This window comes from Streptomyces sp. x-19, from assembly GCF_046549115.1.
Lineage (GTDB): Bacteria > Actinomycetota > Actinomycetes > Streptomycetales > Streptomycetaceae > Streptomyces > Streptomyces albulus_C.
On record NZ_JAJPWK010000008.1, the window covers coordinates 79,747 to 104,273 of the forward strand.

A 24,527-nucleotide genomic window follows, 5' to 3' on the forward strand; every position below is an offset into this window, starting at 1 on the left:
GCTATGGACCTGACGGCCACCGAGGACCAACGGCACATCCGAGCGGCGGCAACGGCCCTCCTGGCGGACAGACACGCCACGGCCGGCGCACGGGCAGTACGCGACAGCCCACTCGGCCACTCGCCGGCGCTGTGGGAAGAGATGACCGAACTCGGCTGGCCCGCACTCGCACTGCCCGAGGAACACGGCGGACTGGGCGGCGACTTCATGGACCTCTGGCTGCTCTGCGAGGAACTCGGCCGCCACCAGACACCGAGCCCACTGCTGACCACCGTGGCCTGTGCGGCCCTCCCCCTCGCCCGCCACGGCAACCCCTCCCAGTGCGCGCAGTGGCTGAGCGCGGCGGCGAAGGGCCGCATCCTGACCTACGCCCGTGCGGCACCGCGCGGCCACTGGGACGCAGCCGGCTCGGACATCACGGCGACCCCGTCGGCCGAGGGTTTCCGGCTCGACGGAACGGCCCTGTTCGTACCGTACGCCCAGGCAGCCGACGCCCTCGTGGTCATGGCTCGCACCGACGACCGAGAAGGGCTTACGGCGCTGCTGGTGGACACCACCACCCGGGGCCTGGGCCGGCACCGCCTCGACGTCGTCGGCACCACCCCCGAATACCGCGTGGACTTCACCGATGCCGCCGTCCCCGCCTCGCAGGTGATCGGCACGGTCGGCGACGGCGGCGCCGTGGCCGAGACGGTCGCCACCCTGGGCGCCGCGGCGACCTGCGCCGAGATGGCCGGCGCGGCACAGGGCGTCCTCGACATGACGGTGGACTACGCCAAGACCCGCACCCAGTTCGGCCGCCCCATCGGCAGTTTCCAGGCAGTCCAACAACACTGCGCGGACATGGCCGTGCAGGTCCTCACCACACGCCTGCTCGCCTACGAAGCAGCCTGGCTGCTGTCGCACGATCTCCCCGCCGCGCTGGAGGTCTCGCTGGCCAAAGCCTGCGCCAGCGAGCAGTACCAGGAGGTGTGCGCACTGGCCCATCAGGTCCACGGCGCGATCGGCTTCACCGCCGAACACGACCTGCATCTCTTCACCCGCCATGCGACGGCCACCGCCCTGGCCTTCGGCGACGCCGACCACCATCTCTCCCACGTGGCCACGGCCCTGGGGCTCTAGCTGGTCGGCGAAGAACACCACGACCAAGGAACGTTCACCGCCGGCCGGCAGGTGAACGACGGCGGGCGCAGTGCGGCCGGAGGCGTCCAGGCCGGCCGGCACGGTCGGACAACTCCTGGGCGCCGTTGGGTGGTCTACTCGGCGAGGCGGCGCAGCCAGTCGCGTAGCAGCGCGGTCTCGGCCGCCCGCAAGGGGGGCGCGGCGCCGTCTTCGAGGGTGAGGGCGGCATCGAGTGCGAGCGCTCGGGATGCCCGGTCCGTGTCGGTGGCGACGGGTGGGTCGGTGGTGATGGATCCGATGACGATGTTCCGCAGTCGTGTCGAGGTCGACAGTTTCCGCTGTGACGCGTCTTCGCCGATCAGCGCCAGGGTGGCGCCGGTTGTCGCGGCGTGGACCACGTGGGTTGCCTCTTCCACCGGCACCCGAAGGCGCCCGTCGGCGGCGGCCCGGTCGAGCAGGCTCACCAGCAGGGCGTGCGCCTCGTCGGCGGCCGGGGGCTTGCGACCGGGGCGGGCCGTTCCGTACATGAGCAGGTAGAACGCGGGGTGTCGCAGGCCGAAGTCGACGTGCAGGTCCCAGCCCCGGTAGAGATCGGCCACCGGGTCCTCGGATTGGGACAGTGCCTCGTGTTTCTCGGCCAGGTACATCTCGAATCCGTGGGTGGCCAGCTCGGCGAGCAGTCCGTCCTTGTCCCCGAACATCCGGTACAGCGCCGGCGCTGTGATCCCTGCCGCGGTCGCGACGGCCCGCGTGGAAACCGCCTCGCTGCCGCCCTCCTCCAGCAGCTCGGCTGCGACCTGCAGAACCCGATACCTGGCGGCGTGCCTTCCCTCATCCATGGAACAACGATACGCCTTCTTGCGTATCGCCGCCTTATCAGTGCTACGCTCAATAGCGGATCACCGATAAAGGTGATCGTCGATCAAGGGCTGCTCCTCAACAGGCCCACACCCACACAGAGGTCCATGGGCCTCTCGTTCCGGCCACGCACCGCGGGCCGTACGAGCGCGTCCCACACCTCTTCGCCGCCCGAGCGGACGGCCAGTCCACCTCGTCGGCATTCGAAGACGCCGCGCCAGCACTCGCCGGCGCCATGAGAGGAAACAACCGTGTCCGACATCTCGATCAGCATCGCCTCCTACTCCGGTTACGGTCACACGGCGCAGATCGCCACGGCCGTGGCCGACGGCGCACACTCCGTTTCCGGGACGCAGGTCCACCGCGTGGACGTCGCCTCCCTCAGCGACACGGACTGGGAGACGCTGGACGACTCCGACGCCATCGTCTTCGGCTCCCCCACCTACATGGGCACCGCCTCCGGGGCCTTCCACGCCTTCGCCGAAGCCACCAGCAAGCGATGGATGACCCGTGCCTGGAGCGACAAGCTCGCCGCCGGATTCACCAACTCCGGCTCCATGAGCGGCGACAAGATGCACACCCTGCAGTACTTCGCCCTCCTGGCCGCCCAGCACGGGATGCTCTGGGTCAGCCTGGGCCTGCTGCCGGGCTGGAACACCACGGCTTCCAGCCCCGGGGACGACAACCGGCTCGGCTTCTACCTCGGCGCCGGTGCGCAGAGCTTCAACGACACCGCCGCCGTGCACGACGCGGACCTGAGCACCGCGCGCCACCTCGGCCGCCGCGTCGCCGAGCAGACCCGCATCCACCGCGACGGCCTGGCCGCCCAGCGGTAACCCGGACACCCGCACACCACCACCGCTCGCCCCGCCCCCCGAGGGCGGGGCGAGCAGGACGGGAGAGCACATGACCCCCACCACCGAGCCCCCCATCCAGCGGCTGCTGATCGGCGGCGCCTGGCAGCCGGCGGCGAACAGCCGTAGCTACGCGGCACACGACCCGTTCACCGGCCAGGTGGCCTCCCGTGCCGCCGCCGCTTGCACCGCGGACGTCGTGCGCGCAGCCGAAGCAGCCGAGCAGGCATTCGGCGCCTGGGCGGCGCTGGCACCGAGCGAGCGCCGCCGCATCCTGTGGGCAGCGGCCGAGAAGCTGGAAACACGGGCCCAGGAACTGGCCGAGGCGCTCACCGCCGAGATGGGCGGCCCCGCCGCCTGGGGCGCCTACAACGTCAAGGTCCTCACCGAGAAGATCCGCTACGCGGCGAGCGCCGCCCACGAGGGCCTGACCGGCCAGGTCATCCCCTCCGAGACCTCGGGGCGCACTTCGATCGCGATCCGCAAGCCGGTCGGCGTGGTCGCGAGCATCATTCCCTGGAACGCCCCGGCGCTGCTGGTGGGCGCCTCGCTCCCGGCGGCACTGGTCCTCGGCAACACCGTCGTGATGAAGGCCTCGGAGCAAACACCGCGCACCCACGGCCTGGTCGCCGAGTGCTTCACCGAGGCCGGACTGCCCGACGGGGTGCTCAACCTGGTCACCAACGCACCCGAGGACGCCCCCGACGTGGTCGACGCACTCATCGCGCACCCGGCCGTCCGGCGCGTCCACTTCACCGGCTCCACCCGAGTCGGCCGCATCATCGGCGAGAAGGCCGCCTCGCACTTGAAGCCGGCGATCCTCGAACTCGGCGGCAAGGCACCGGTCATCGTCCTCGCCGACGCCGACCTCGACCACGCGGTCGGCGCAGTGGGCTTCGGCGCGTTCGCCAACTCGGGCCAGGGCTGCCTGTCCACCGAACGCGTCATCGTCGACCGCGTCATCGCGGACGAGTTCACCCGGCGTCTCGCCGCCCTGGCCGGCACCATCACCTACGGCGACCCCCGTGACCCGCAGACCGTCCTCGGCCCCGTCGTCGGCCGGAACACCGTCTCCCGTCTGACCGGCCTGGTCCAGGACGCCGTCGGAGCGGGCGCGCGCCTGCTGGCGGGAGGAACGACCGACGGCCCGTGCTTCGCCCCGACCGTGCTGGCCGATGTCGCACCCGGCATGCGCGTTTACCAGGAGGAGTCCTTCGGCCCCATGGTCACCGTCATCACCGTCGACGGCCACGAAGAGGCCCTGCGCGTAGCCAACGACAACGAATACGGCCTCACCTCGGCCATCTTCACCCGCAACATCCCCCTCGCCCTGAACCTCGCCAAACGCATCAACACCGGCATGTGCCACATCAACGGTGCCACCCTCGACGACGAACCGCAGGTCCCCTTCGGCGGGGTGAAGAACAGCGGCTACGGCAAGTCCGGCGGACGGGCCGGACTGGAAGCATTCACCGAACTCCAGTGGATCACCATCGAAGGCCCGCAGGCCCCGCGCTACCCCATCGCCGAATGAGCACATGTCCCTTGCCAGTGCGAGGAGTTGGCGTCGGGGGTGCTGCTGCGGCCCGGCAGCCGTCGGTCCGACGTCGGCGACATCCTGGTGGCCCGCAGCGCCCCGCCGGCCGAGCAGGAACAGACACGGGCCGGCTGAACGAGTGCGCGATCGACAACGGACACGGCGGCCACAACTGGACCTGCATCATCGACGGCATCCGAGAACCGCGCTGACCAACGACCGCGCCGGGCGCCGTTCCCCACTGGACGGCCTCGGGCAGGCGCGACACTCGACGTCGCCCGCGTCCGACCGGACGAATTCAGGCAGCGGACGAACGGGGCCTTGTGCCAGCAAACGATGGCGCCCTCGGCGACACACACGGTGACACCATGACTGGCCTCACCGAGGAATACACGACGCGTCAACACGCGAGCCCACCAGTCCCGACACCGGTGAGGCCCACGGGTTCAGCGGAACTGAAGCTTGTTCAGCGGGAACTCGCGAGTCGGTCCGTGTGCATCAGCTGAGGGCGTCCGTGGGTTCGGTAGGGACGCGGGGTGGGCTGCGTGGCTGCGCAGACCTATCCCTGGACGGTGGGGCGAACGACGATGTCACCCACATCGACACCGTCCGGCTGCTCGATGGCGAAGGCGATGGCGCGGGCCACCGCGTCCGGCGAAAGAGCGATCTCCATCATCTTGTCGATCTGGGCCTTCGCAGCCGGACCCATGCGCTCTGCGAAGTCCGTGCGGACGGCGCCGGGTGAAACGACGGTCACCCGCAGGCTGTCTCCGGCCTCTTGGCGCAGGCCCTCGGAGATGGTGCGCACGGCGTTCTTCGTGCCGGCGTATACCGACTGGAGCGGCACGATGCGCAGTCCGGCGGTGGACACGGTGTTGACGAAATGCCCGAAACCCTGCTCCCGGAAGACGGGAAGGGCTGCGGCGATCCCGTACAGGACGCCTTTGAGGTTGACGTCGATCATCTCCTCCCAGTCCTCGACGCGCAGGTCGTCCAGACGGGAGATCAAGCCGATCCCGGCATTGCTGACGAGGACGTCGAGCTTGCCGTACCGATCACGTGCCAGTTCGACGAGGCCGGCGAGGTCCTCGCGTCGCGTCACGTCCGTGCGGGCCCAGGCGGCATCACCGCCGGCCTTTTCGATGCGGGCGGCCAGGGCCTCAAGGCGCTCCGGACGGCGTGCCCCGAGGACGATCTTCGCGCCACGCTCGGCAAGCAGAAGCGCGGTCGCCTCTCCTATGCCGCTGCTGGCGCCCGTGATCGCCACGACCTTGCCTTCAATTCCCGACACGATTGACAGTCCTTCCAGAAGAGGAGTGCGGGCAGGCCAAGCCCATGCACATGCCCATGCCCTAAAGTGAAAGTGGAGGCGCCGCCACTTCATCGACAATAAGTGGCGGCGCCTCCACTTAGCAAGTGGAGACAGGAGAGAACCGCCGATGGCCCGAGATGCAGGACGCCCACTGAGGGCTGACGCACAACGGAACCGGGACAAGATCCTGGCCGCTGCGGTGCGCGTGTTCACCGAGGAGGGACTGGATGCGCACTTCGAGCGCATCGCCAGGGAAGCGGGCGTGGGAACCGGCACCCTCTACCGCAACTTCCCCAACCGGGAGGCCCTGATCGAGGCGGCCTACCGCAACGAAGTGGCCCGGCTGTGCGACGCCGCCCCCGGCCTTCTTGCAGCGGTGCCGCCGTCTGCGGCCCTGCGTGCGTGGACTCGCCGCTTCATCGACTACGCCACCGCCAAACTCGGCATGGCCGAAGCCCTGCGCGCCGTCGTCGATTCGGGAACCAACCCCTACGCCGACAGTCACGAGATGATCCAGGCCGCCCTCTCCTCCCTCATGGACGCCGGTGCCGCTGCCGGAACGATCCGGTCTGACATCAGTCCGACCGACATGTTCGCCGCCCTCGCCGGCATCGCCCTCACCTCGGCCAAGCCCGAGCAGCGAGAGCAGGCCGAACGCCTCCTCGACCTCACCCTGGACGGACTGGAATCCGTGCCACCGCGGCTCCCCGAGAACTGACGGCAGACCCCAGAGGAAAGATCCCGAAGTTACGTCAGCCCGTGAGCCGCGGCCAGGGAATGAACGAACTCCTGGTCACGACGTTGGGAACACCTCGGGTCGGACTTGAAGGAGCGGCCAACAGTCGGCTGAACTCAGCCAAAGGCCATAGCACATGCTGGACGGATACGTACGGCTGACGGTCTACTCTCCGCCATGGGTAGACAACGGCATGCGGTGACCCCGCGCGAAGACTTCTATCGCCTCTACTCGGCCGCCCAGGTGGACGCAGTCGCCGATTCGCTCAGCCTCCACGCCGAGTTCCCCTACCAACTGACCTACCTCGGCGAGGGAAGCGAAATGTGGCGGGCGGGCGAAGCACCGTCCAACCCCGACCTCGTGCCGATGCTGCGTGACATCAACAGCCTGCTCACCCGGCACGCCGAGCAACTCCTCGCCCTTGCGCCGCCATCGTCGCCCATACAGCTCGTCGATCTCGGGCCGGGCACCACGCGTCCGGTACGCGGTCTGATCCGCCACCTGCTGGAGCGCACCCGCCTGGCCGGCTATCGCGCCGTCGACATCAGCGCCGAGATCCTCGAACTGGCCGGGGACAACCTGCAATCCGAATTCCCGGACCACGCGGAGAACTTCGAGCTGTGGCACGGCGACTTCACCGGGCCGGATCTCAAGCGGGTCCTGGCACCCGAGCGCACCTCCGGGCACTCCGGTGCCGAGCCGTTCCGCCTCGTCATCCTGGCCGGCGGCACCCTGTACAACTTCGCCGAACCGAACCAGGTGCTACGCCACGTGCGCAGCGCCATGAGTGACCACGACGTGCTGCTACTGACGCTGCGCATCGACATCGGCGCCGACAGGCCCGCGTTCATGAAGCAGGTCAGCGTCGGCGGCCCGCACAAGCCGCAGCAACTGGCGGGGCTGGACCTGCTTGCCATCGACCGCTCCTGGTACGTCACCGAAACCGGGTTCGACCGGACGCGCAGCGAAATCTTCGTCCGCGCGCGGTTCCTGGAGCCGGTCACCGTGACCTTCGACGCCGCGGGAGGCCACCGAACGGTGTCGTTCGAGCCGAACGACACCGTGGTTGTCTGGCGCTACCTCTACCAGGACAGTGCGGCGGTGGCCGACCAGCTGACCGACTGCGGGCTCCAGGTACGCTTACTCGAACACGCCCAGAACAGCCAGGTGCTCCTCGTCGCAGCGACCCCGACACCCTGAACGCCCCTTTCCGTGACCGAACTTGGGGCACGAACTCGATCCGGACGAGATCCTCTCAGTAGGGCCGGGCATCGGCGGATTCGGTGAGAATCCGGTCCAGCACCAACCAACGTGAGCGCCCCCACCACCGTCGGCAATGCCGAGAGCGGGATGGCACGCAACCTGTCGGGGCGGCGGAGCACTTGCCAGCCCCGCCCTCTCCCCCGACGACACCCGGCACCCGGTTCTCCCGCAAACGGTCCGGCACTGGATGCACTGCGTCGTCGTCCGTAGCCTCCGTCGTCCACCGTCAACAACGTTCGCGGTCAATACGCCTTTGCGGGCGGCGAGTGGGGCCGGAGCCGGGTGTGCGCCCCACTGGATCTATTCGGCCCAGGCGCGCTCCAGTTGGGTGCGGAAGGTGGTGGGCTCTCGCCCGATCAGTTCGGCCAGTGTCGAGTCGACAGCGGCGAACTCGCCGTTGCGTGCCGCGGTGAAGATGCTCAGCATCAGGTCGGTGATCGGGGCCGGGGCGCCGTGCGCCAGCGCCTGCTCGTGGAAGGTGTCGTCAGGGATGACGGTGCGGGTGAAGGGTCGTCCGGTGGCCTGGGTCAGGATCTCGGCGACGGTGTCGAAGTCGAGCGCCGCCGGGCCGGTGAGCGGCGGGGTGGGCCCCTCGAAGCGGGCCTCCTCGGCGAGGATCACCGCGGTGGCTTCGGCGAGATCGCCGTGGAGTCCGGTCCGGCCGCGGCAGCCCGCGCGCTGCGCGCCGCCCTCCCCGACGACGCCGACGTCCTGAGCGACGCCGAACAGCACCTACTGCGTGAGTGGCTCACGCGCTTGGCGGCAGACAGTGGTGCACCGCATACCTGATCGTGCGTCAGAAGCCCCCGTGCAGCTTGGCCCCTGGGCCCGCGCCCAAGCCGGACTGAGTGGCCGGAGCGGCGATCGGCGCGATTGACGTTGAGCAGCTGCACGAAGGGCGCACTCAGCACCACCGGCGGCAGCAACCGACCGCCGATTACCGGACCAGGGCCTCGGCGAGTTCCCGCGGCCGGGCGGCAAACGGGCTGTGACTGCTCGGCAGGGTGTGGACGGTGAACGGCTCGCCCGGCATGGCCCGGTCGGCCTCGGCGATCATCAGGTCCTGTGCGGCCGGCGCCAGCGCCCGGTCCTGCGCGCAGCGCAGGAAGGTGCGTGGGATGCGGCCCCACCGCGCCGCGGTCAGGGTGATCGGGGTTGTCGGGATGGCCAGTGGCAGGTCGGGGCTGAGCGCGGAGCGCCAGCGGTCGAAGCGGTCGACGGGCGTGTCGTGGTAATGGGTCTGCCGTAGCTCCTCGACGTAAGCGGGGTCCGGCGAGAGCGGGTTGATGCGTACGGCGCCCAGTGCCGCGGGATCACCGAGGTTGAGGTTCTGTCCCCGTGCGGTGGCGTTCTCGGGGGTGCTGAGGTAGTCGAAGAACCGGGGGCGGCCGGCGGGGACGAACGCGGAGAGGTAGACGATGCGGTCGACCAGCTCGGGGGCGCGCTCCGCGGCCAGCGACGCAGGTCCGCCGCCCGCACTGTGGGAGACGAGCACGACACGGCCGTAGTGGCGGACCCGGCGCAGCGTGTCCAGGACGGCATCGGCACAGTCGTCCATCGTCACGTCGGCGAGCTGCGACCTCTCGGTCAGCAGCGCGGGCTGACCAGGCAGGAGGTACCCGCTGGGCAGGGGGACGTCGAAGCCGTGCCCGGGCATGTCGACAGCCAGGCTCGCGGCACCGAGACCGGCGAGTGCGCGCTGCGTCGCCGCCCACTGCCACGAGCCGTGCCAGGCACCGTGGACGAGGACGAAGACGGTGTCGTTCACATCGGAGTTGGGGGAGGTCGTCATGGGTGCCATCACAGTCGGTGACGGCCGTGTCATCCAGCAGAAGATATGGCAGGCTGAGTGGCGATACTTTCTGTGTATGAAGGGGTGGTCATGGAGGCGCGGCATCTGCGGTACGCGCTCACCCTCGCCGAGCACGGACACTTCGGCCGGGCGGCCCACGCGCTGGGCATCGCGCAGCCCCCGCTCTCGAAACAGGTCGCCGACTTGGAGCGCGAGATAGGAACCCGGCTGTTCGATCGCACGCGCCAGGGCGTGTTCCCGACCGCAGCGGGCCAGGCGTTCCTCGCCCGGGCGCGGCGGGCGCTGGAGGAGATGACGGCGGCCACAGTGGACGCCGGCCGGGCGGCGCGCGGCGAGACGGGACGGCTGCGCCTGGGGTTCATCGCCTCCGCGTTGCTCGACCCGCTCCCGGACGTCCTGAGCCGGTTCGGCCGCGAACGTCCGGATGTACGGCTGGAGTTGCACGAGATGGCGTCCAGCCGCAGCGCCGCCGCCCTCATCTCCGGCGAACTGGATGTGGCCGTCACCCTCGGACCGCCCCGGGGCGCCGGGGCCGAGCGCCTGGTGTCCGTCCCGGTCGGGCGCGACCGCCTGATCGCCGTCGTCCACAGCACGCACCCCTACGCAGGCCAGGCGTCGGTGAGCGTGGACCAGGTGCGGCGGCAACCGCTGATCGTGGCCGCCGGGGAGGACGAGCCCGCGGTCACCGCCGGGCTGCGCACCCTGCTGGGCGACGACGCGGTGGACGGCGCGTCCGTCGCCAGGGACGTGCACACGATCATCGGCCTGGCCGCCTGCGGAATCGGCGTGGGCCTCGGGCCCTCCCGCATGCTGTCGGCCCCGCGCCCGGGCACCTGGTTCTGCGAGGTGACCCCGCGCACGGCACTGCCCGAACTCATCCTGTCCTTCAACGGCCAGGACCGCTCCCCCGTGCTGGGCGCCTTCCTCGACACCGTCCGCCGGAACTGCCCCGACGTCGGTGCGGCGCTCGACCGGCGGTTGGGCCACGCAGGGGCACCGGGTTCGGTTCCGTCAGCCGCCCCCTGAAGGTTCGGACGCGGTCGGGAACCCACCCCACACCGTGCACGCTCACCGAAGCCCAGGCCGAGCCGGCCGGGCACCAACCCACTACCACCCCCGTCAACGGCATGTCCCCCTCTGCGGGATCCAGTCCGGTGAACCCGCCGGTGGCCATCACCAGCCGCCCTGCACAGAGGGGGAAGCGCGTGCCGGTCACCTCGGCCGTGGCGGGTTCCGCACGGTGGGAACGGTCAACTGCCCTTCTGTGCCGCCTCCATGGCCGCCACTTGGGACACGAAGAACGGCCGGTACTCCTCCGACCAGGCCAGGAAATGCGTCGCCGTGGCCGGGCCGCCCGGCAGGGCCCGGGCCGCGTCGACCGCCGCCAGCAGGGCGTCCGTGGCCGTCTTGCGGTGGTACCGGTCGAGGAGCCACTGACGCCCTTCGGCGCGCAGGCCGTCCTCCGGCCGCCGGACGAGTTCCAGGGCGCGGTCCGCCAGCAGGCCCGTACGCAGGTCGGGTACGCGCCAGGCCGAGGGCGCGTCGAAGAGCTCCTCGCCGCCGCCCAACGGATAGCCGGCGACCAGGCAGCCGCTCGCCAGCGCTTCGGCGACGGGCAGGCCGAACCCCTCTCCTTCCGGTGAGCCGAGCGCGACGAAGACCGACGTGTCGGCGAGGACCTGGGCGACCTGTTCGTGGCTCAATCCGCGGATGGGGCGCAACTCGACGCCTTCGCCGCGCGGATCGGCGCGGAGCAGCCGCTCCAGCAGCAGCGACTCCGCGGGGCGGTTGCGCGGCATCCACGCGATGCTCGGCACCCGCCGCTCGGCGGGGCGGAAGAGCTCGCCGTCGATGGGGTTCGGGATGAGCAGGGGCGTCGGCAGGTACGGATGCGCGCGGCTGAGGACGTCGACGCTCTCCCGGGAGATCGTCCAGATGCCGGGATCGGGGGTGAAGCCCGGGTACCGGCCCTCCGCGCCGCTGGTGAGGAAGGTGAGGAAGTGCCCCTGGTTGAAGACGACCTTGCGGGCGCCGGGCGCCGGGTCGTGTCCGGGCAGGACGGAGATCTCCGGGACGACGAGAAGGTCGTCGGCGGTCAGGTCGATCTCCATGCCCGACAGGGTCGGGACGCCGCTGTCGTCGAACCAGGCGTACCGGAAGCCCGGTGTCGGCGACCACCGGTAGGCGTCCACCCCCGCCTCCGCCAGCAGCTTCACGTGCGCCGACAGAATGCGCGCGCCGCCCAGCGGGATGGGGTACTCGAAGTCGGCGTAAATGACACGTCCGTTCATGACACGCCACACCTTTCGTCAGAGGAGAAGGAGGAGAGTGAAGAAGGAGAAAGAAGGAGACGGGGAGGGGGCTCGGCTCAGCCGAACCAGGGCGGCGCCTCGCCCATCAGGGCGGGCTGCACCGCCCCGGTCGCGAGGAACGCCAGGTACGCGGCGAACGCGGGCCCGCCGGCGGTGTGCCGCGCCTCCCCGCGCCTGTGGAAGCCGATCACGCCCCAGACCACGAGGGCGAGTGGTGCGGCCAACAACGCGAGCGTGGCGGGCCGTACCGCGCCCGCGTCCGCTTTCAAGGTCACCACCGCGCGCAAGAAGCAGGCGGTGACCATGAGGACTGCGGCCACGCCGAGGCTCCACCGGGCGCCGCACGCCGTCGAGTAGAGCTTCTCGCCGGGCAAGGCGAATCGCGCCCGTACCGTCTTGCGTGCGATCTCCCAGTGCAGATAGGCCAGGAGGAAGGACAGCACCACGAGCGCGGTCGGCAGCGGCGGCGTTCCGGCGCCGCCGGAGGCGGCCAGCAGCGCCAGGTAGCAGATCAGTCCGGTCTTGAGCTGGATCGTGATGGCGATGTTCCCCCAGACGCTCTCGCGGAAGCGCTCGGACGTCCTCTCCAGCAGGAGCAGGAACACGCTGTAGGCCATGATCGCCACGCCCGTCACGACGGCCGCCGTGCCGACGACGGCACTCAGTGCCACGGCGGCCACCGCCGCCACCGCCAGGTAGACACGGATCGTCGCGGCATCCGTCTCGCCGGTCACGAGGGGACGGTCGGGGTGGAACTCCCGGTCGTAGTCGAGGTCCTTGACCTCGTCGACCGCGCGCATGAAGAACAGGATCACGAACAGGGCCAGCGCGGCGCACACCTGCTTCGCGACGCCAGGGCCCACCGCCGCCCCGGCGGGACGCAACGCCGCCAGCGCGCCCAGCACGCCCGCCGGCCACAGCACGACGTACGCCAGGTAGCGCAGGGCGGGGAAGCGCCGGGAGAAGAAGCGCCAGAAGGCCCGCAGCGGCCTCACCGGGGGGCCTCGTCCAGGATCACGACGCTGCCGGTGCCCCCGTCGACCTCGATGAGGCTCCCCTCGGGGATCCTCCGGGTCGCGTCCGGCACCCCCACGATCGTCGGTATGCCGAACTTCCTGCCGGTGATGGCGGTGTGCGACAGCAGACTGCCGCGTTCGACGACGATTCCCTTCGAGGCGAGCATGAGGTAGAGCCAGCCGGGATCGGTCTCCCGGGTGATGAGGATGCTGTCGGCGGGGAACTCCCCGTCCAGGGCCGGGTCCGACAGGACACGCGCGTATCCGCGGACCTTTCCCGGGCACGAGCCGAGGCCGCGCAGCCCCTCGACGCCCTCCGTGCCGTCCGGCGACACGTCCTCCTGCTGCGGCACCGACGTCGCCACCACGTCGCCGGTGGCGAACTCGCGCACCGGCCGTAGCGCCCGGGACTTCTCCAGATCGCGCCTCCTGACCGCGACCAGTCCCGCCAGGTCGCGGGTGGAGCCCGTACCGTCCACGAAGCCGAAGAGCTCGTCGAGATCGAGGAAGAACACGTCCTCCGGGTCGCCGAGCACGTCGCGGCGGTGCAACTCCGCACCCAGGGCGCGGATGACCTGCTTGCTGTAGCCGAACAGCTCACTGCGCATGTACCGGCCGACTTCCCGGTAGTACAGGGTGGTGCGCAGCCGGTCGAACAGACCGAGCAGCACCGCGCGCCGCAGCCGGGCCCGAGGGAGTTTGGAGCGCAGCAGTGCCTCGCCCGCCAGGCGCGTCTCGCGTTCCACCTCTTCCATGTCCGCGACGGTCAGGTCGCTCGCGGCGTACTGCTGGACGAGGCGGATCAGTTCCCACGGCGTGTCGCGGAGGTTGGACTTCTCCAGCTTCAGTTCCGCGATGCCGCGGTCGCCGTACCCCTCGATGTGCCGGCGCACTTCCTCGGTGAACTCGCGTGGAAGCTTCCCGGCCTCCAAGCGGTCCCAGATCGCGCGTGGTGGGTCGGCCAGGAACACATCGTGCAGTCCCGCGTCGGCCCGCACCCGCTCGGCCAGCCGAACGGCGCTCAGGGCGATTTCCGCGCCCTTGAGCTGCCGGCCGCCGCACAGCAACTGGCTGAAGAGGGTCTCCTGCTCGTCGACGCCCCAGCGGTCCATGGCCAGCTCGACGGCTTTGTGGAACAGGACCATGAACTGGTAGTTGACGAGGGTGACGCCCCAGAGCCGTCCCGCCGTGCGCCAGGTGTGCCGGTAGTCGGCGACGAGCTTGAGCGGATGCTCGGTCGCCGTCGCCCCGGTCCGCACCTCCTTCAGCAGCCCGCTCCACTGCTCCTGAAAATCCTTGAAGTCGCGGGGCAGGGTCTGGTAGGCACGCGCCACCCGGCCCCACCCGGTGACCAGTCGGACCGCCCGGCGACCGCGGGCGCGAAAGCCCGTGGGCTTGTCGGACGTGTGGTGGTAGAACGTGTCGAGTTCGGCGACGAGGCGTTCCCAGTCGCGCCGGACGCTGTCGAACATCGGCACGGCGGACAGCATCTGGATGAAGGCGTTGATGCTGTGGTAGATGCGGTTGTCGAGGAACCCGAGCAGCCGGGTCATCGTCTCGTGCAGATCGTGCAGCTCGCTCTCGGGGACTCCGCTGCGGCGCAGGTAGTCGTGGTTCAGCAGCCAGTAGAAGCGGCGCGCCACCGAGTACGTCATCGGGGTCGTCGTGTCCGGGAAGCTCTCGGACACGTTGGCGCTGCTCCAGATCCGGTGCCGGTCGGCCTCGATGGTCACGGGTCGCGACTGCACCACGTGCACGAGACCGTCCTCGGTGAAGGTCGCCTCGATGTCCTGCGGCTCGCCGAAGATCTTCTCGATGTCGCGGCCGAGTTCGGCCAGCGACCTGGCCTCCGCGTCGCTCAGCACGGGAACGTCGACGCGTTCGCTCGGCACGGCGGTCTCGACGGTTCCGTGTCCCCGCTCGCGGTCGAGGGTCACCATGGTCGTCTTGCGGGCCACGACGCTCTCGACGTTCCCGGTGCGCGAGTGCACGAAGTAGTGGTCGACGGGGGCCTTCTCCTGGACGACGCCCTCGCCGATGCCCCAGCTTGCGCTGATCACCGTGTTGCGCGCGTAGCTGGTGGGGTCGCAGGTGAACAGGACGAGCGAACGCTCACCGAAGACCATGCGCTGGACGCCGACGGCGACGGACAGCCCGGAGAAGGGCAGCCCCTGACGGTGCCGGTAGAGCAGTCCCTCCGGGCTGAACGCCGATGCCCAGCACTTGAGCACCGCCTCCTTCACCCCGGACGGCGGGACGTACAGGAAGCTGTCGCTCATGCCCGCGAAGGGGTTCCGTGCCGAGTCCTCGCCCTGGCCCAGGGCACCGATGACCGAGGCCCGCACCGCCAGCAGCGGGCCGTCGGGGAAATCGGCGGCCAGCCGGCGTTCGAGGGCCGGCTCCACCTCGGGGCCGAGTCCGGCCTGGGCGATGACCTCACGGATCCGGGCGCTGGTGGCGCACACCTGGTCCCAGTCGTCCAGATCGGTGTTGCGCACCAGGGAGTCGATGGCGTCCGCGACCGGTGCCACCGCCCGGTGGTAGGCCGCGCCGGTGAGGCAGAACAGTCCCGGGACCCGGACACCCCGCTCCTGGAGGGTCTTGAGCCGGGCGAACTTCCAGCCGACGCTGTCCGGGGTCATGCCGTCGTCGAGTGTCTCGATGAGAGTCTCGTTCACGAGTTTCCCTGTTCGGGTTGGGGTTGGTGCGCCCGGTAGGAGCGCACCACCGTTTCCGGTGATTTCGCGGTCAGTGCGGTTCCGATCTCGCTCTCCAGGAGGCCGACGTCGGCCCAGTGGGACCGGGTGACCAGGTCGAGTTGCTCCGCGAGCCGGGACGCCCCCTGCCCGGGGAGCACGGAACTCAGGGCCCGTACCGGAGCGGCTGGCAGCCAGCGGAGGGGGACGGGGCTCGGCGGGGCCGCCAGGAGGTCGAACAGGGCGCGCAGGGTCACGGGTCTGCGGTAGGCGACGTTCACCGCCGTGCGGACGGGCGTGCCGGCCGCGGCACGCTCCAGCACCCGGCGCACGAGTTGCGCGATCACCGAGCCGTAGTCGTCCACGTCGATCAGGCTGAAGTGGGTCCGGTCGGCGGGCACCCGCAGCGGCAGCCGCCGAAGCTTGCTGATGCCGGGCAGGAACGAGGTGTCGTCCCGGCCGGTGATGAACCGCGGCCGCAGCAGGTAGGCCGTTGCGTCGCGCTGCCGCATGGCCTCGACGGCCTCGCGCTCGGCGCCCAGCCGGGCGTGGGCCAGGGACGTCGACGGCCGGGCGGGTGCCGTTTCCGCCACCCGGATCTGAGCGCCCCTGCCGTAGACGGACAGGGAGCTGCCGAGCAGCACGCCCTTCAGCGAGTCGGGGGCTGCGCAGATCAGGGCGCGGGTGCCCGCCACGTTCACGGCGTGCAGGAGGTCCTGGTCGCGGCTGCGGTTCTCGTTGGCGAGGTGAATCAGGACGTCGGTGCCGGGCGGCGGGAAGCTGGCGGGCAGCCGCCCCGGGATCTCGCCCTGCACGTAGGTGACGAACGGCAGCCGTCGCGGCGGCGGTTGCCGGACCAGCGCCGTGACCGGCCAGGGCGAGGCCATTCCCGACAGGTGCCGCAGCAACGCGCGGCCCACGTAACCGGTGGCCCCGGTCAGGGCGATCCTGGGCAGTCGGCCGGTGTGCGGTGCTTCGGTCACCACAGGAACGGCACGAGCCGTTTGCGGCTCGCCATGAAGTCGCGGTAGCCGGCGACGGTCGACATCACCTTCTCCTCGACGGAGATCCTGCGCACGACCGCGGGGACGAACAGCAGCAGCAACAGCGCGACGCTCAACGGATTCAGGAAGTACGCCACCAGCCCGATGTGCGCGAGGATCATTCCCGCGTAGGCCGGGTGTCTGAGCAGCCGGTACGGTCCGGAGGTGGCGACGCGGTGCTGGGCGTCCGTGCGCACCCGGTGCGAGTAGAAGGCGCCGAGCGTCCGGATCGAGAGGAGCCGCAGCGCGATTCCGGCCAGCAGGACCAGCAGCGGGCCGGCCGCCAGGAGCGGCGACGCGTCGGGCAGCGGGCCGTAGAGCGCGGCGAGAACGGTCGCGAACCGTGACAGCCCGTAGAGGATCTCCGTGCCGTGGTCGTCCTCGGTGTCCTGCATCCTGGCCGTGCGGAAGGTGATGCGCGCCTCCAGCAGGACCCAGCACAGGTAGACGCCGATCATCACCGCCGGCATCGGGGAGGCGGGGCTCCCGGTGTCCCGCGCCGCCCGGACGAGGGCGCCGACGCCGGCCAGGAGCCCGGTGAAGAAGAAGAGTGCCGGGAACTTCTCGGTGATCCAGCGCCTCATGCCGTCGCCTCCGCCGTCTTCGCGCTGGCCTCGCGCATCCGTTGGTACGCGGCGGGAGGTACGGCGCGGGCCTTGAGGTGCATGTGGCCGACCTGTGTCCCGTCGACCTGGACGACGATGTCGATCCCGCCGCGGGCGCGGCCCTTCAACGGGCTGACCTGGCAGATGAGTTCGGGGGCGGCGGGCCAGGTCGCGGTGTCGGTGAGCGTCAGGCGGATCGACATCAGGATGTACTGCCAGTCCGTGGGGATGTCCCACGCGGTGTGGGAGGTGATGGTCGCGGTCTGCCGGATCGCCTCCACCAGCACGGTCGTGGGATGCACGTCGGGCCATCGGTCGGCGGGCGGAGCGATCATGACGGTGGTGTAGCTGTGCTCGCCGGTCTGCCGCAGCGGCCCGATCAGGACGTTGTCCAGGGACCTCTTGTGGACCAGTTCCGCGGACGCGCGCCGCGGGCGGTCGTGTCCCGGTGCCCGTCCTGGCGGTTCGACGAAGAGTTCCCGCCGTGGAGCCGGCTCCAGTCGCAGCGATCCGGTGCAGACGCTCGTCCCGTCCTGGCGTACGTCCAGGCTGAACGTGCGGCTGCCCGGCCGGTTCTCCCTGAGGTGGACGAGGGCCTCGGAACCGTGCTCGCACAGGCCGTTGAACGTCAGATCGAGGTCCTGGACCCGCAGCGGACCCGCGGCGTGCCGGCCGGCGGACTGCTCCGCCCGGTGCAGGGCGGTGTCCACGAGCAGCATGCCCGGTATGTGATCGAGGGGGTGGTCGAAGAAGAACGTGTGGGTGTCGTCCGTGCTGATCTTGGCGGTTTCGCTGATCGGGCCGCGGGCCGTGTCGTGCGCCGGGTTCACCGTGTCGGTACTCATGGAGTGCTCCGGGGTGTGCTCGGGGTGCTCGGGACGGGGAGTTGAGGGTTCGGTACGGTCACGGGGTCACCCGGTCCATCGCACCGGCAGCCGGCGCACGCCGCGGACGAGCATCCCCGGTATGTACACGAGGGGTTCGGAGGTGTCGAGTCGCAGATCGGGGCAGCGCTCCAGCAGGGCCCGGACCGCGACGCCGGCTTCGAGCCGGGCCAGCGGGGCGCCCAGGCAGTAGTGGATGCCGTGGCCGAAGGAGAGGTGTCCGCGTGCGCTGCGGGTGATGTCGAAGCGTTCGCCGTCCTCGAAGCGTTCGCCGTCCCGCCCGGCGGCGGCGAGCGACACCAGCACCGGATCGCCCTTCTCGAAGCGGGCGCCGCAGAAGTCCATGGCCTCGGTGGCGAACCGGTAGGTCGAGTTCTCCGTCGGGCTGTCGTACCGCAGTGTCTCCTCGACCGCGTTGCCGATGAGGGAGAAGTCGGCCTGAAGCAGCGCGAGTTGGTCGGGGTGGCGGAGCAGCGCCAGCACGGTGTTCGAGATCAGGCCGACGGTGGTCTCGTGCCCGGCCGCGAGCAGCAGGAAGGCCATGCCGACGACTTCTTCCGGGCTCAGCCTGTCCCCCTCCTCGTCGGTCGTGCGCAGCAGCGCGCTCAGCAGGTCGTCGCGCGGTTCTGCGCGCTTTTGCTCGATGAGGCCGGTGAGATAGGCGTTGACCGCCCGCACGGCCTCGGCGGTCGCCTCGGGGGAGGAGGAAGCCACGATCTCGTTGGTCCACTGCCGGAACGACTGCCGGTCCAGGTCCGGCACGCCGAGCAGCTCGCAGATCACCGTCATGGAGAGCGGGAAGGCGAGGGCGGCGACCAGGTCGGCCCGCCCGTTGGGGGCCTTGGACATCGCGTCCAGGAGATCCGCGGTCAGCGTGTGCACCCGGGGAGCCAGTGCCTCGATGCGCCGCGCGGTGAACGCGCGGGTCACCAGGGCGCGCAGGCGCGTGTGTTTGGGCGGATCGCTCTCCACCATATTCTCGTTGATCGGCAGCGCGTCGGCCGGCCAGACCCCTTGGGAGCGCCAGTCCTTGCTGAGGCGCTCGTCGGCGAGGATGCGGCGGCCCTCCTCGTTGCGGACGACCAGCCAGAAGTCCCGCTCCTGGCCGGGGACACGGACCCGGTGCACCGGTCCTTTCGCGCGTAGCTCCGCGTAGACGGGATAGGGGTTCTCGACGAATTGCGCGCCGTACGCGGCGAGGTCGACCACGGTCTCTTCCCGCGCGCCGTGGGTGGTCTTCGCGTTCATTGCGGCAGTCCTTCCCTGGAACGTCGTCAGTTCAGGTGCGGGTGCCATCCTGTGAAGCGAATGTGTCGTCCTGAGGTAGGAGAGAGGTCGAGGCCGGCTCGGCTGTGCCGCGACGGCGTGTCAGCGGTACGTCCGTCCGGGGTCGGCGGTGTGTCAGTCGCGTATCGGGTCCGCCGCCGGGCCGCGGGGAAGCCGTACGAGGGCCACGGCGCCTTTGCCGTCCGGCGCGTTGCCGAACGTCAGAGTGGCGCCGATGACGTGGGTCTGCCCGAGCGCGATGGTCAGCCCGAGTCCGTGTCCCTTGCCACGTTCACGGGCGCCGGTCCGGAACCGCTGAGGGCCGTCGTCCAGCAGTCCGGTGGGAAAGCCGGGCCCCCGGTCCCGTACGGAAACGGTGGGAACGCCGGTGTCGGCGTCCACGCCCACCGTGACCGTCACGGGCGGACGGCCGTGCCGGTGCGCGTTGACGACGAGATTGGCGACGATGCGCTCCAGCCTGCGGGGGTCGGTCCACACACGGACGTCCGCCGGGTTGGTGGGGCCCCCGACGAGCACCGTCGCCGGAACCGCGACCCGCTCCACGGTCTCCTCCAACAGCGGCACCAGCGCGCAGTGCTGCGGGTCCGCGCGCTCCACGCCCGCGTCGAGTCTGGAGATCTCCAGCAGATCCTCGACCAGCGCGCACAGCGCGCGCACTCGGTCCCGCACATAGCGTTCCGCCTCACCGTCCGGGAGGAGTTCGGCGGCGGTGACCAACCCCATCAGGGGCGTGCGCAGTTCATGGGCGACATCCGCGGTGAAGCGTTGCTCGCTTCGCAGTCGCGCCTGGAGGGAGGCCGCCATCGAGTCGACGGCACCGGAGATCTCGGCGATCTCGTCGAACGGGCGGGGCATCGCGGAGATCCGGGCGTCCAGGTCACCGGCCGCTATCCGTCGGGCGGTGCCCGCGGCCGTTCGCAGCCGGCGGCTCATCTCCCCGGTGACGAGCCAGATGGGCGGCAGCACGACGAGGATCGCCAACAGGCCGGCCCGCAGGATGGACCTGTTGAAGCCTTCCAGGTCGCCCAGCGTGGTGCGCAACGAGTGCCGTACCGACAGGGTTCGTGTGCCGGCGGGGCGGGCGGCCCACATGGCGGGACCGTCGGGACCGTCCGTGTACTGCGTGCCCTGACGCCCCTCGCGTACCAACGCCCGCAGCTTTCCGGGCACCTCGGTCGCGTCGAGTTCGGCGCCGGTTCCGGCGACCAGGCCCGTACGCGAGTAGGACACGGCGGCACGGTCGAGCGTGAGCATGGTGACCGAGCGGGACTGTTCCAACGTGAAGGCGTGCGAGGCGCGATCGACCAGAATCTCCAGGACGATGACGGTCACACAGGTCGCCGCGGCCACCAGTCCCGCGATGCGCCACCGTAAGGACCGTGAGGGATACCAGGACCAGGCCCTCGGAGAGGACGGCGGGTGCGGAGGCATCGTCAGCGCCGCAGCTTGTATCCGAAGCCGCGTACGGTCTCGATCCGTTCGGCGTCGACCTTGGCACGCAGCCGCTTCACATGCAGGTCGACCACGCGCGTGTCGCCGTCCCAGGTGTGGTCCCACACCTTTCTCAGCAGGGTCCTGCGCTCCAGTACGACGCCCGGCGACTCGGCGAACGCCAACAGCAGTCGCAGCTCCGTGGGGGTCAGTGCCACGATCTCACCCCCGCGCCGCACCTCCATTCCGGAGGTGTCGATGGTCAGTTCCCCGAAGGTGAGGACGGGCCGGGCGTCCGCCGCGCTCTCGTCGCGTGCGGGTTCTTCGCGTGCGGGCTCCCCGGACAGGGACGGGAACGAGGCGCGGCGCAGCAACGACCGTATGCGCGCGACGAGCACCGCGCTCTCGCACGGCTTGACCACATAGTCGTCCGCGCCCGCCTCCAGCCCGGAGATCACGTCCAGGTCGTCGCCGCGCGCGGTCACCATGAGAACCGGCGCGAGACTGAACTCCCGTATCCTCCGGCACAGTCCGATGCCGTCGAGCTGCGGAAGCATGAGGTCGAGCAGCAGCAGATCCGGGTGCGCGCTCCGGAAGAGTTCGAGGCCGGTGAGGCCGTCGGCCGCGGTGGAGACGGTGAAGCCGTAACGCTGGAGCGCGATGCGGACGGTGTCCCGGATCACCGCGTCGTCCTCCACGAACAGGATGTGCGGACCGGCGGGTTCGTCGAGGAGCGCGGGGGTGGCGGTCATGGCAATGTCCTCGCTGTTCCGGTGAGGGGTGGCAAGACGCCGGCGAAGGCCGGAAGGTGCCTGGGCGCGCCGTACCGGAGGAGAACGGCATCGGCACGGCGTGGACGCCGCTTTGCCCCCTCGACGGGAGGGCGTTCGGGGGGCGTCCAGTCCGGCCCCGACGGGAACGTGCCCGCCGGCTGCGGCAGATCCGTCGTCGTGCCCGCGTCCCGTACCCCTGTGTCGGACGCGTATCCGGCCACGGCCACGCTCAACACGATCGCTGCGACGGCCATGAGGGCCGTGATGGCCGTGATGGAAGCGGCCCGGCCCAGCCCGGTTCCGCACGACAGCGACCGGCGGCGGTCGTCGTCCCTTCGAGACCGCGCCGCGCCCGCGCGTGTGTGTACGAAGCGTGAAGAGCGCATTGAAAAGAGCCTAGCGGTTGCCCCCACTGCGTCCCTGGGTCCGAATAACACAACCGAAATTAGGAGAAGCCGCAGTCATTCGGACCCACGGGACCACGTCCGGCATCACAGGCGGGTCGCCGGATCGATGGCCTGCAGCGGTGAGGCCACATCGGCCCCTTGGGGACATAACAGGCAGGTGTCCGGGCACGGCCTCCCGGCCTCCGCGCCAGGCATGTGAGCCCGCGGAACGGTGGCGGGGAATCGGACCGGCAGGTGCGGCGCCGCCGCTGCCGGTGGCGCCGGACCTCAGGCGATCCGGGTGGTCGTGCCCGGGGCGATCCGTTGGTAGCGGGCCGGGACCCCGGGGCCCCGCTCGCCGAGGAAGCCCTCGACCATCGCGGCGCCCACGTCGTTGAGGGCACCGTCGTGCACCGCGTAGGCGGTGTGGGGAGCGACCTCGCGCACGTAGTCGATCAGATCGCCGACGGTGGACCAGGGAGCGTGCACGGGCAGCAGCAACGTTCCGATCGGACCGTCGGGGACGGTCAGGGCGTCGCCTGGGTGGAAGAGGGCCTCGTCCACCTGGAAACCGATGTTGGGGATGCGCGGCACATCCGGGTGGATGACCGCGTGCCAGGCCCCGTGAACCCGGATGTCAAAGCCTGCCGCACTGAAGGCGTCGCCGTCCCCGGTGGTGGCGACCCGTGTACCGAGGCCGTCCAGACGCTTCGCGACGGAGGAGTTGGTCCAGATACGCAGCCCCGGACGCGCCGCGGCCGCCCGGCGCAGTACCTCCTCCGAGAAGTGGTCGAAGTGCTCGTGCGTCACGAGCACGGCGTCGGCGCCTTCCAACGCCCTCGGGTCACTCAGGCCGCCCGGGTCGATGACCAGGCGGCGCCCGTCCTTCTCAAGCCGCACACACGCATGACCGAACTTGGTGAGCTCCATGGCCGACACGTCCTTCCCTCTCCATCCAACCAATTTCTACAACCTGACTGTACAACTAGGTGACACAACTATGGCTAAGATGGCCCCATGGACGAAGAAGCACTGGGCGAGGAACTGCGGCGGTCACTCGGTGAACTGGTCCGGGCCGTACGAGCCGTGGACACCATGCCTCCCGGCGAGGCCGCCATTCTCGGATTCCTCGACCGCGGCGGCCCCTTGACCACAGCCGACCTCGCCCGCCTGCGCGGCGTCACACACCAGTCGGCCGCCAAGTCGGTCAAAGACCTCTCCGCCGGCGGCCTGGTCCACGGCGAACAGCACCCCGCCGACGGTCGCAAGCTTCTGCTGCACCTCACCGACGCCGGCCGCGCCCGCCTCCAAAGGGAGCGCACTCTCCGCGCGGGCGCCCTCGGCGCCGCCATCCGCGAGACCTTCGACCCCGACGAACGACGGCGGCTGAGCGAGTCCGTCACCCTGCTCTCCCGCCTGACGGCCCGCCTCACCGGACACTGACCGCTCGGCGAGCAACGGCGGCACGGCAACAAGGTGCGGGGGCATTTCGCCCGGCGGTGCGAGACGTTGCCGATGTTGCGTTGCCGAGCGGTCACTTCTCGCTGTGCGCGGCGCGATAGTCGACAGGGCTGAGGCCGTAGGCGGACTTGAAGACGCGACTGAAGTGGGCCGGGTCGAGCAAGCCCCAGCGGGCCGCGGTCGAGGCCACGGTGCGGCCTGCCGCCAACGGGCTAGTGAGGTCGCGGCGGCAGCCCTCCAGCCGGCGCTGTCTGATCCAGGCGGTGATGGTGGTCTGCTCCTCGGCGAAGAGCTTTTGCGCGTAGCGCAGGGAGATGTGGTGTGCCGTGGCTATCTGCGCCGGCGACAGGTCGGGGTCACCGAGGTTCCGGTCGATATAGGCGCGGATGCGGAGGAACGTGGTGCGACGCGCGGCATGTGCGTCGTCCCGGCTCGGGCGGGTGCACCGCTCGGCGAACATGGTGGCGAGCAGGTCACCGGTGGTCCGGGCGAGGCTCTCCGCGCTGTCCGCGTAGTCGCGAGGGCGCCTGGCCAGTCGGACGAGGAACGGGAAGACCAGGGCACCGACGCCTTCGGTCGCGGAGAAGCGAGTCGCCGTCACCTCGCCGGTCTGGCCGCTGTCCAGGTGTGCCAGGCGGTGCGGGAGCATGAACTCCAGCATGGAGAAGCCCTCGCGGCACACGAGCGTGTAGGGGCGCGTGGTGTCGTAACAGGCGATGTCGCCGGGGTGTAGCTCGGCTTCCCGGCCGTCCTGCTGGATCAGCGCGCTGCCGCCCTGGATCACGCCGACGAGCAGGAACTCGGCGTCGGAGCGGGTGATCAGCCGGGGCGTGCGGTCCACCTGGCTCGGATCGGCCACCACCTCGGCGATCTGGACGGCGCCGAGGCAGTCTGCCTGGATCCGGCCGTGGAACGGCTCGCCGGTCAGCGGCTTGACGTGGACCGGCACGAAGCTGTCGCAGACGACGTCCTGCCAGAACGCGCGCCGGTCGGCCACCGCGTGGTCTTGGGTCCGCAGCACGACCGCCATGGCTCGTTCCCCTGCTTCCGTGCGCGTAGCGACAACGGGGTGTGCGCGTGACGGCAATTCGGCCGCTCGCTCCCCCGGCACTGTGGAAGGACCAAGTTAACCCGATGG

22 protein-coding genes and 1 pseudogene are annotated in these 24,527 nt (G+C 70.3%); 8 read left to right on the forward strand and 15 right to left on the reverse strand.

Going from position 1 to position 24,527, the window contains the following annotated elements:
* Positions 1 to 3: 3 nt before the first annotated feature.
* Positions 4 to 1,122 carry an acyl-CoA dehydrogenase family protein gene (locus ACLJT4_RS20840; protein ID WP_411123931.1) on the forward strand — a complete coding sequence of 373 codons (1,119 nt, stop codon included), beginning with the start codon at positions 4 to 6 and terminating at the stop codon, positions 1,120 to 1,122.
* Positions 1,123 to 1,256: 134 nt separating this feature from the next.
* On the opposite strand, the gene ACLJT4_RS20845 is transcribed toward ACLJT4_RS20840, so the two are convergent.
* Positions 1,257 to 1,961 carry a TetR/AcrR family transcriptional regulator gene (locus tag ACLJT4_RS20845; RefSeq protein ID WP_411123933.1) on the reverse strand — a complete coding sequence of 235 codons (705 nt, stop codon included), beginning with the start codon at positions 1,959 to 1,961 and terminating at the stop codon, positions 1,257 to 1,259.
* A 270-nt stretch (positions 1,962 to 2,231) separates the two neighbouring features.
* Here ACLJT4_RS20845 and ACLJT4_RS20850 point away from each other — a divergent pair, with 270 nt between their 5' ends.
* Both ACLJT4_RS20850 and ACLJT4_RS20855 read left to right on the forward strand, forming a co-directional pair.
* The gene (locus ACLJT4_RS20850; protein ID WP_411123935.1) at positions 2,232 to 2,816 is read left to right on the forward strand and encodes a flavodoxin family protein; all 585 of its coding nucleotides are present in this window, start codon (positions 2,232 to 2,234) and stop codon (positions 2,814 to 2,816) included.
* A 70-nt stretch (positions 2,817 to 2,886) separates the two neighbouring features.
* Positions 2,887 to 4,368 (forward strand): aldehyde dehydrogenase, encoded by a 1,482-nt coding sequence (locus ACLJT4_RS20855; protein ID WP_411123937.1) that lies wholly within the window; start codon positions 2,887 to 2,889, stop codon positions 4,366 to 4,368.
* 562 nt (positions 4,369 to 4,930) lie between these two features.
* Here ACLJT4_RS20855 and ACLJT4_RS20860 read toward each other — a convergent pair.
* A complete protein-coding gene (locus tag ACLJT4_RS20860) occupies positions 4,931 to 5,662 on the reverse strand; it encodes an SDR family oxidoreductase (protein WP_411123939.1) in 732 nt (243 codons plus the stop codon).
* Between the two features lie 148 nt (positions 5,663 to 5,810).
* Here ACLJT4_RS20860 and ACLJT4_RS20865 point away from each other — a divergent pair, with 148 nt between their 5' ends.
* Positions 5,811 to 6,401: a TetR/AcrR family transcriptional regulator gene (locus ACLJT4_RS20865; protein ID WP_411123941.1), complete on the forward strand. Its 591-nt coding sequence runs from the start codon at positions 5,811 to 5,813 to the stop codon at positions 6,399 to 6,401.
* A 216-nt stretch (positions 6,402 to 6,617) separates the two neighbouring features.
* Entirely contained in the window at positions 6,618 to 7,619 is a 1,002-nt protein-coding gene (locus tag ACLJT4_RS20870) for an L-histidine N(alpha)-methyltransferase (RefSeq protein WP_411123943.1), read from the forward strand.
* 363 nt (positions 7,620 to 7,982) lie between these two features.
* Here ACLJT4_RS20870 and ACLJT4_RS20875 read toward each other — a convergent pair whose 3' ends face one another.
* Positions 7,983 to 8,108, reverse strand: coding sequence for a hypothetical protein (locus tag ACLJT4_RS20875; RefSeq protein WP_411123945.1), 126 nt, complete (start codon positions 8,106 to 8,108; stop codon positions 7,983 to 7,985).
* Between the two features lie 216 nt (positions 8,109 to 8,324).
* Here ACLJT4_RS20875 and ACLJT4_RS20880 point away from each other — a divergent pair.
* Positions 8,325 to 8,471: pseudogene (locus ACLJT4_RS20880) on the forward strand (TetR family transcriptional regulator); the annotation flags it as partial.
* A gap of 148 nt (positions 8,472 to 8,619) precedes the next feature.
* On the opposite strand, the gene ACLJT4_RS20885 reads toward ACLJT4_RS20880, so the two are convergent.
* Positions 8,620 to 9,474, reverse strand: a complete 855-nt coding sequence (locus tag ACLJT4_RS20885; protein WP_411123947.1) for an alpha/beta fold hydrolase — start codon at positions 9,472 to 9,474, stop codon at positions 8,620 to 8,622.
* Positions 9,475 to 9,564: 90 nt separating this feature from the next.
* On the opposite strand from ACLJT4_RS20885, the gene ACLJT4_RS20890 reads away from it, so the two are divergent.
* Positions 9,565 to 10,521, forward strand: coding sequence for a LysR family transcriptional regulator (locus ACLJT4_RS20890; protein WP_411123949.1), 957 nt, complete (start codon positions 9,565 to 9,567; stop codon positions 10,519 to 10,521).
* 224 nt (positions 10,522 to 10,745) lie between these two features.
* Here the strand turns inward: ACLJT4_RS20890 and ACLJT4_RS20895 are convergent, their stop codons facing one another.
* From ACLJT4_RS20895 to ACLJT4_RS20940, 10 genes are all read right to left on the reverse strand, one after another.
* On the reverse strand, positions 10,746 to 11,786 hold the full coding sequence (locus ACLJT4_RS20895; protein ID WP_411123951.1) for a hypothetical protein: 1,041 nt from the start codon (positions 11,784 to 11,786) through the stop codon (positions 10,746 to 10,748).
* A gap of 77 nt (positions 11,787 to 11,863) precedes the next feature.
* A complete protein-coding gene (locus ACLJT4_RS20900; RefSeq protein ID WP_411123953.1) occupies positions 11,864 to 12,802 on the reverse strand; it encodes a hypothetical protein in 939 nt (312 codons plus the stop codon).
* Entirely contained in the window at positions 12,799 to 15,501 is a 2,703-nt protein-coding gene (locus ACLJT4_RS20905; protein ID WP_411123955.1) for a PEP/pyruvate-binding domain-containing protein, read from the reverse strand. The genes ACLJT4_RS20900 and ACLJT4_RS20905 overlap by 4 nt, the downstream gene beginning before the upstream one ends.
* Entirely contained in the window at positions 15,498 to 16,502 is a 1,005-nt protein-coding gene (locus ACLJT4_RS20910; protein WP_411123957.1) for an NAD-dependent epimerase/dehydratase family protein, read from the reverse strand. Before ACLJT4_RS20910 ends, ACLJT4_RS20905 begins: the two co-directional genes overlap by 4 nt.
* Complete coding sequence (locus ACLJT4_RS20915) at positions 16,499 to 17,146, reverse strand: methyltransferase family protein (RefSeq protein ID WP_411123959.1); 648 nt, start codon at positions 17,144 to 17,146, stop codon at positions 16,499 to 16,501. Before ACLJT4_RS20915 ends, ACLJT4_RS20910 begins: the two co-directional genes overlap by 4 nt.
* On the reverse strand, positions 17,143 to 18,012 hold the full coding sequence (locus ACLJT4_RS20920; protein ID WP_411123961.1) for an AfsA-related hotdog domain-containing protein: 870 nt from the start codon (positions 18,010 to 18,012) through the stop codon (positions 17,143 to 17,145). Before ACLJT4_RS20920 ends, ACLJT4_RS20915 begins: the two co-directional genes overlap by 4 nt.
* A 66-nt stretch (positions 18,013 to 18,078) precedes the next feature.
* Positions 18,079 to 19,299: a cytochrome P450 family protein gene (locus ACLJT4_RS20925; protein ID WP_411123963.1), complete on the reverse strand. Its 1,221-nt coding sequence runs from the start codon at positions 19,297 to 19,299 to the stop codon at positions 18,079 to 18,081.
* Positions 19,300 to 19,452: 153 nt separating this feature from the next.
* Positions 19,453 to 20,769, reverse strand: a complete 1,317-nt coding sequence (locus ACLJT4_RS20930; protein ID WP_411123965.1) for a sensor histidine kinase — start codon at positions 20,767 to 20,769, stop codon at positions 19,453 to 19,455.
* Positions 20,770 to 20,771: 2 nt separating this feature from the next.
* Positions 20,772 to 21,521, reverse strand: coding sequence for a two-component system response regulator CseB (gene cseB, locus ACLJT4_RS20935; RefSeq protein ID WP_411123967.1), 750 nt, complete (start codon positions 21,519 to 21,521; stop codon positions 20,772 to 20,774).
* Positions 21,522 to 22,216: 695 nt separating this feature from the next.
* Positions 22,217 to 22,858, reverse strand: coding sequence for an MBL fold metallo-hydrolase (locus ACLJT4_RS20940; RefSeq protein ID WP_411123969.1), 642 nt, complete (start codon positions 22,856 to 22,858; stop codon positions 22,217 to 22,219).
* 87 nt (positions 22,859 to 22,945) lie between these two features.
* On the opposite strand from ACLJT4_RS20940, the gene ACLJT4_RS20945 reads away from it, so the two are divergent.
* Entirely contained in the window at positions 22,946 to 23,371 is a 426-nt protein-coding gene (locus tag ACLJT4_RS20945) for a MarR family winged helix-turn-helix transcriptional regulator (RefSeq protein ID WP_411123971.1), read from the forward strand.
* Positions 23,372 to 23,462: 91 nt separating this feature from the next.
* Here the strand turns inward: ACLJT4_RS20945 and ACLJT4_RS20950 are convergent, their stop codons facing one another.
* The gene (locus ACLJT4_RS20950; RefSeq protein WP_411123973.1) at positions 23,463 to 24,419 is read right to left on the reverse strand and encodes a helix-turn-helix domain-containing protein; all 957 of its coding nucleotides are present in this window, start codon (positions 24,417 to 24,419) and stop codon (positions 23,463 to 23,465) included.
* Positions 24,420 to 24,527 lie beyond the last annotated feature (108 nt).

Coding starts and splice junctions, on each gene's coding strand:
- ACLJT4_RS20840 (WP_411123931.1), top strand. CDS start 4: ATGGACCTGACGGCCACCGAGGACCAACGGCACATCCGAGCGGCGGCA.
- ACLJT4_RS20845 (WP_411123933.1), bottom strand. CDS start 1,961: ATGGATGAGGGAAGGCACGCCGCCAGGTATCGGGTTCTGCAGGTCGCA.
- ACLJT4_RS20855 (WP_411123937.1), top strand. CDS start 2,887: ATGACCCCCACCACCGAGCCCCCCATCCAGCGGCTGCTGATCGGCGGC.
- ACLJT4_RS20865 (WP_411123941.1), top strand. CDS start 5,811: ATGGCCCGAGATGCAGGACGCCCACTGAGGGCTGACGCACAACGGAAC.
- ACLJT4_RS20875 (WP_411123945.1), bottom strand. CDS start 8,108: ATGCTGAGCATCTTCACCGCGGCACGCAACGGCGAGTTCGCCGCTGTC.
- ACLJT4_RS20885 (WP_411123947.1), bottom strand. CDS start 9,474: ATGACGACCTCCCCCAACTCCGATGTGAACGACACCGTCTTCGTCCTC.
- ACLJT4_RS20890 (WP_411123949.1), top strand. CDS start 9,565: ATGGAGGCGCGGCATCTGCGGTACGCGCTCACCCTCGCCGAGCACGGA.
- ACLJT4_RS20895 (WP_411123951.1), bottom strand. CDS start 11,786: ATGAACGGACGTGTCATTTACGCCGACTTCGAGTACCCCATCCCGCTG.
- ACLJT4_RS20915 (WP_411123959.1), bottom strand. CDS start 17,146: ATGAGGCGCTGGATCACCGAGAAGTTCCCGGCACTCTTCTTCTTCACC.
- ACLJT4_RS20920 (WP_411123961.1), bottom strand. CDS start 18,012: ATGAGTACCGACACGGTGAACCCGGCGCACGACACGGCCCGCGGCCCG.
- ACLJT4_RS20925 (WP_411123963.1), bottom strand. CDS start 19,299: ATGAACGCGAAGACCACCCACGGCGCGCGGGAAGAGACCGTGGTCGAC.
- ACLJT4_RS20930 (WP_411123965.1), bottom strand. CDS start 20,769: ATGCCTCCGCACCCGCCGTCCTCTCCGAGGGCCTGGTCCTGGTATCCC.
- cseB (WP_411123967.1), bottom strand. CDS start 21,521: ATGACCGCCACCCCCGCGCTCCTCGACGAACCCGCCGGTCCGCACATC.
- ACLJT4_RS20940 (WP_411123969.1), bottom strand. CDS start 22,858: ATGGAGCTCACCAAGTTCGGTCATGCGTGTGTGCGGCTTGAGAAGGAC.
- ACLJT4_RS20945 (WP_411123971.1), top strand. CDS start 22,946: ATGGACGAAGAAGCACTGGGCGAGGAACTGCGGCGGTCACTCGGTGAA.
- ACLJT4_RS20950 (WP_411123973.1), bottom strand. CDS start 24,419: ATGGCGGTCGTGCTGCGGACCCAAGACCACGCGGTGGCCGACCGGCGC.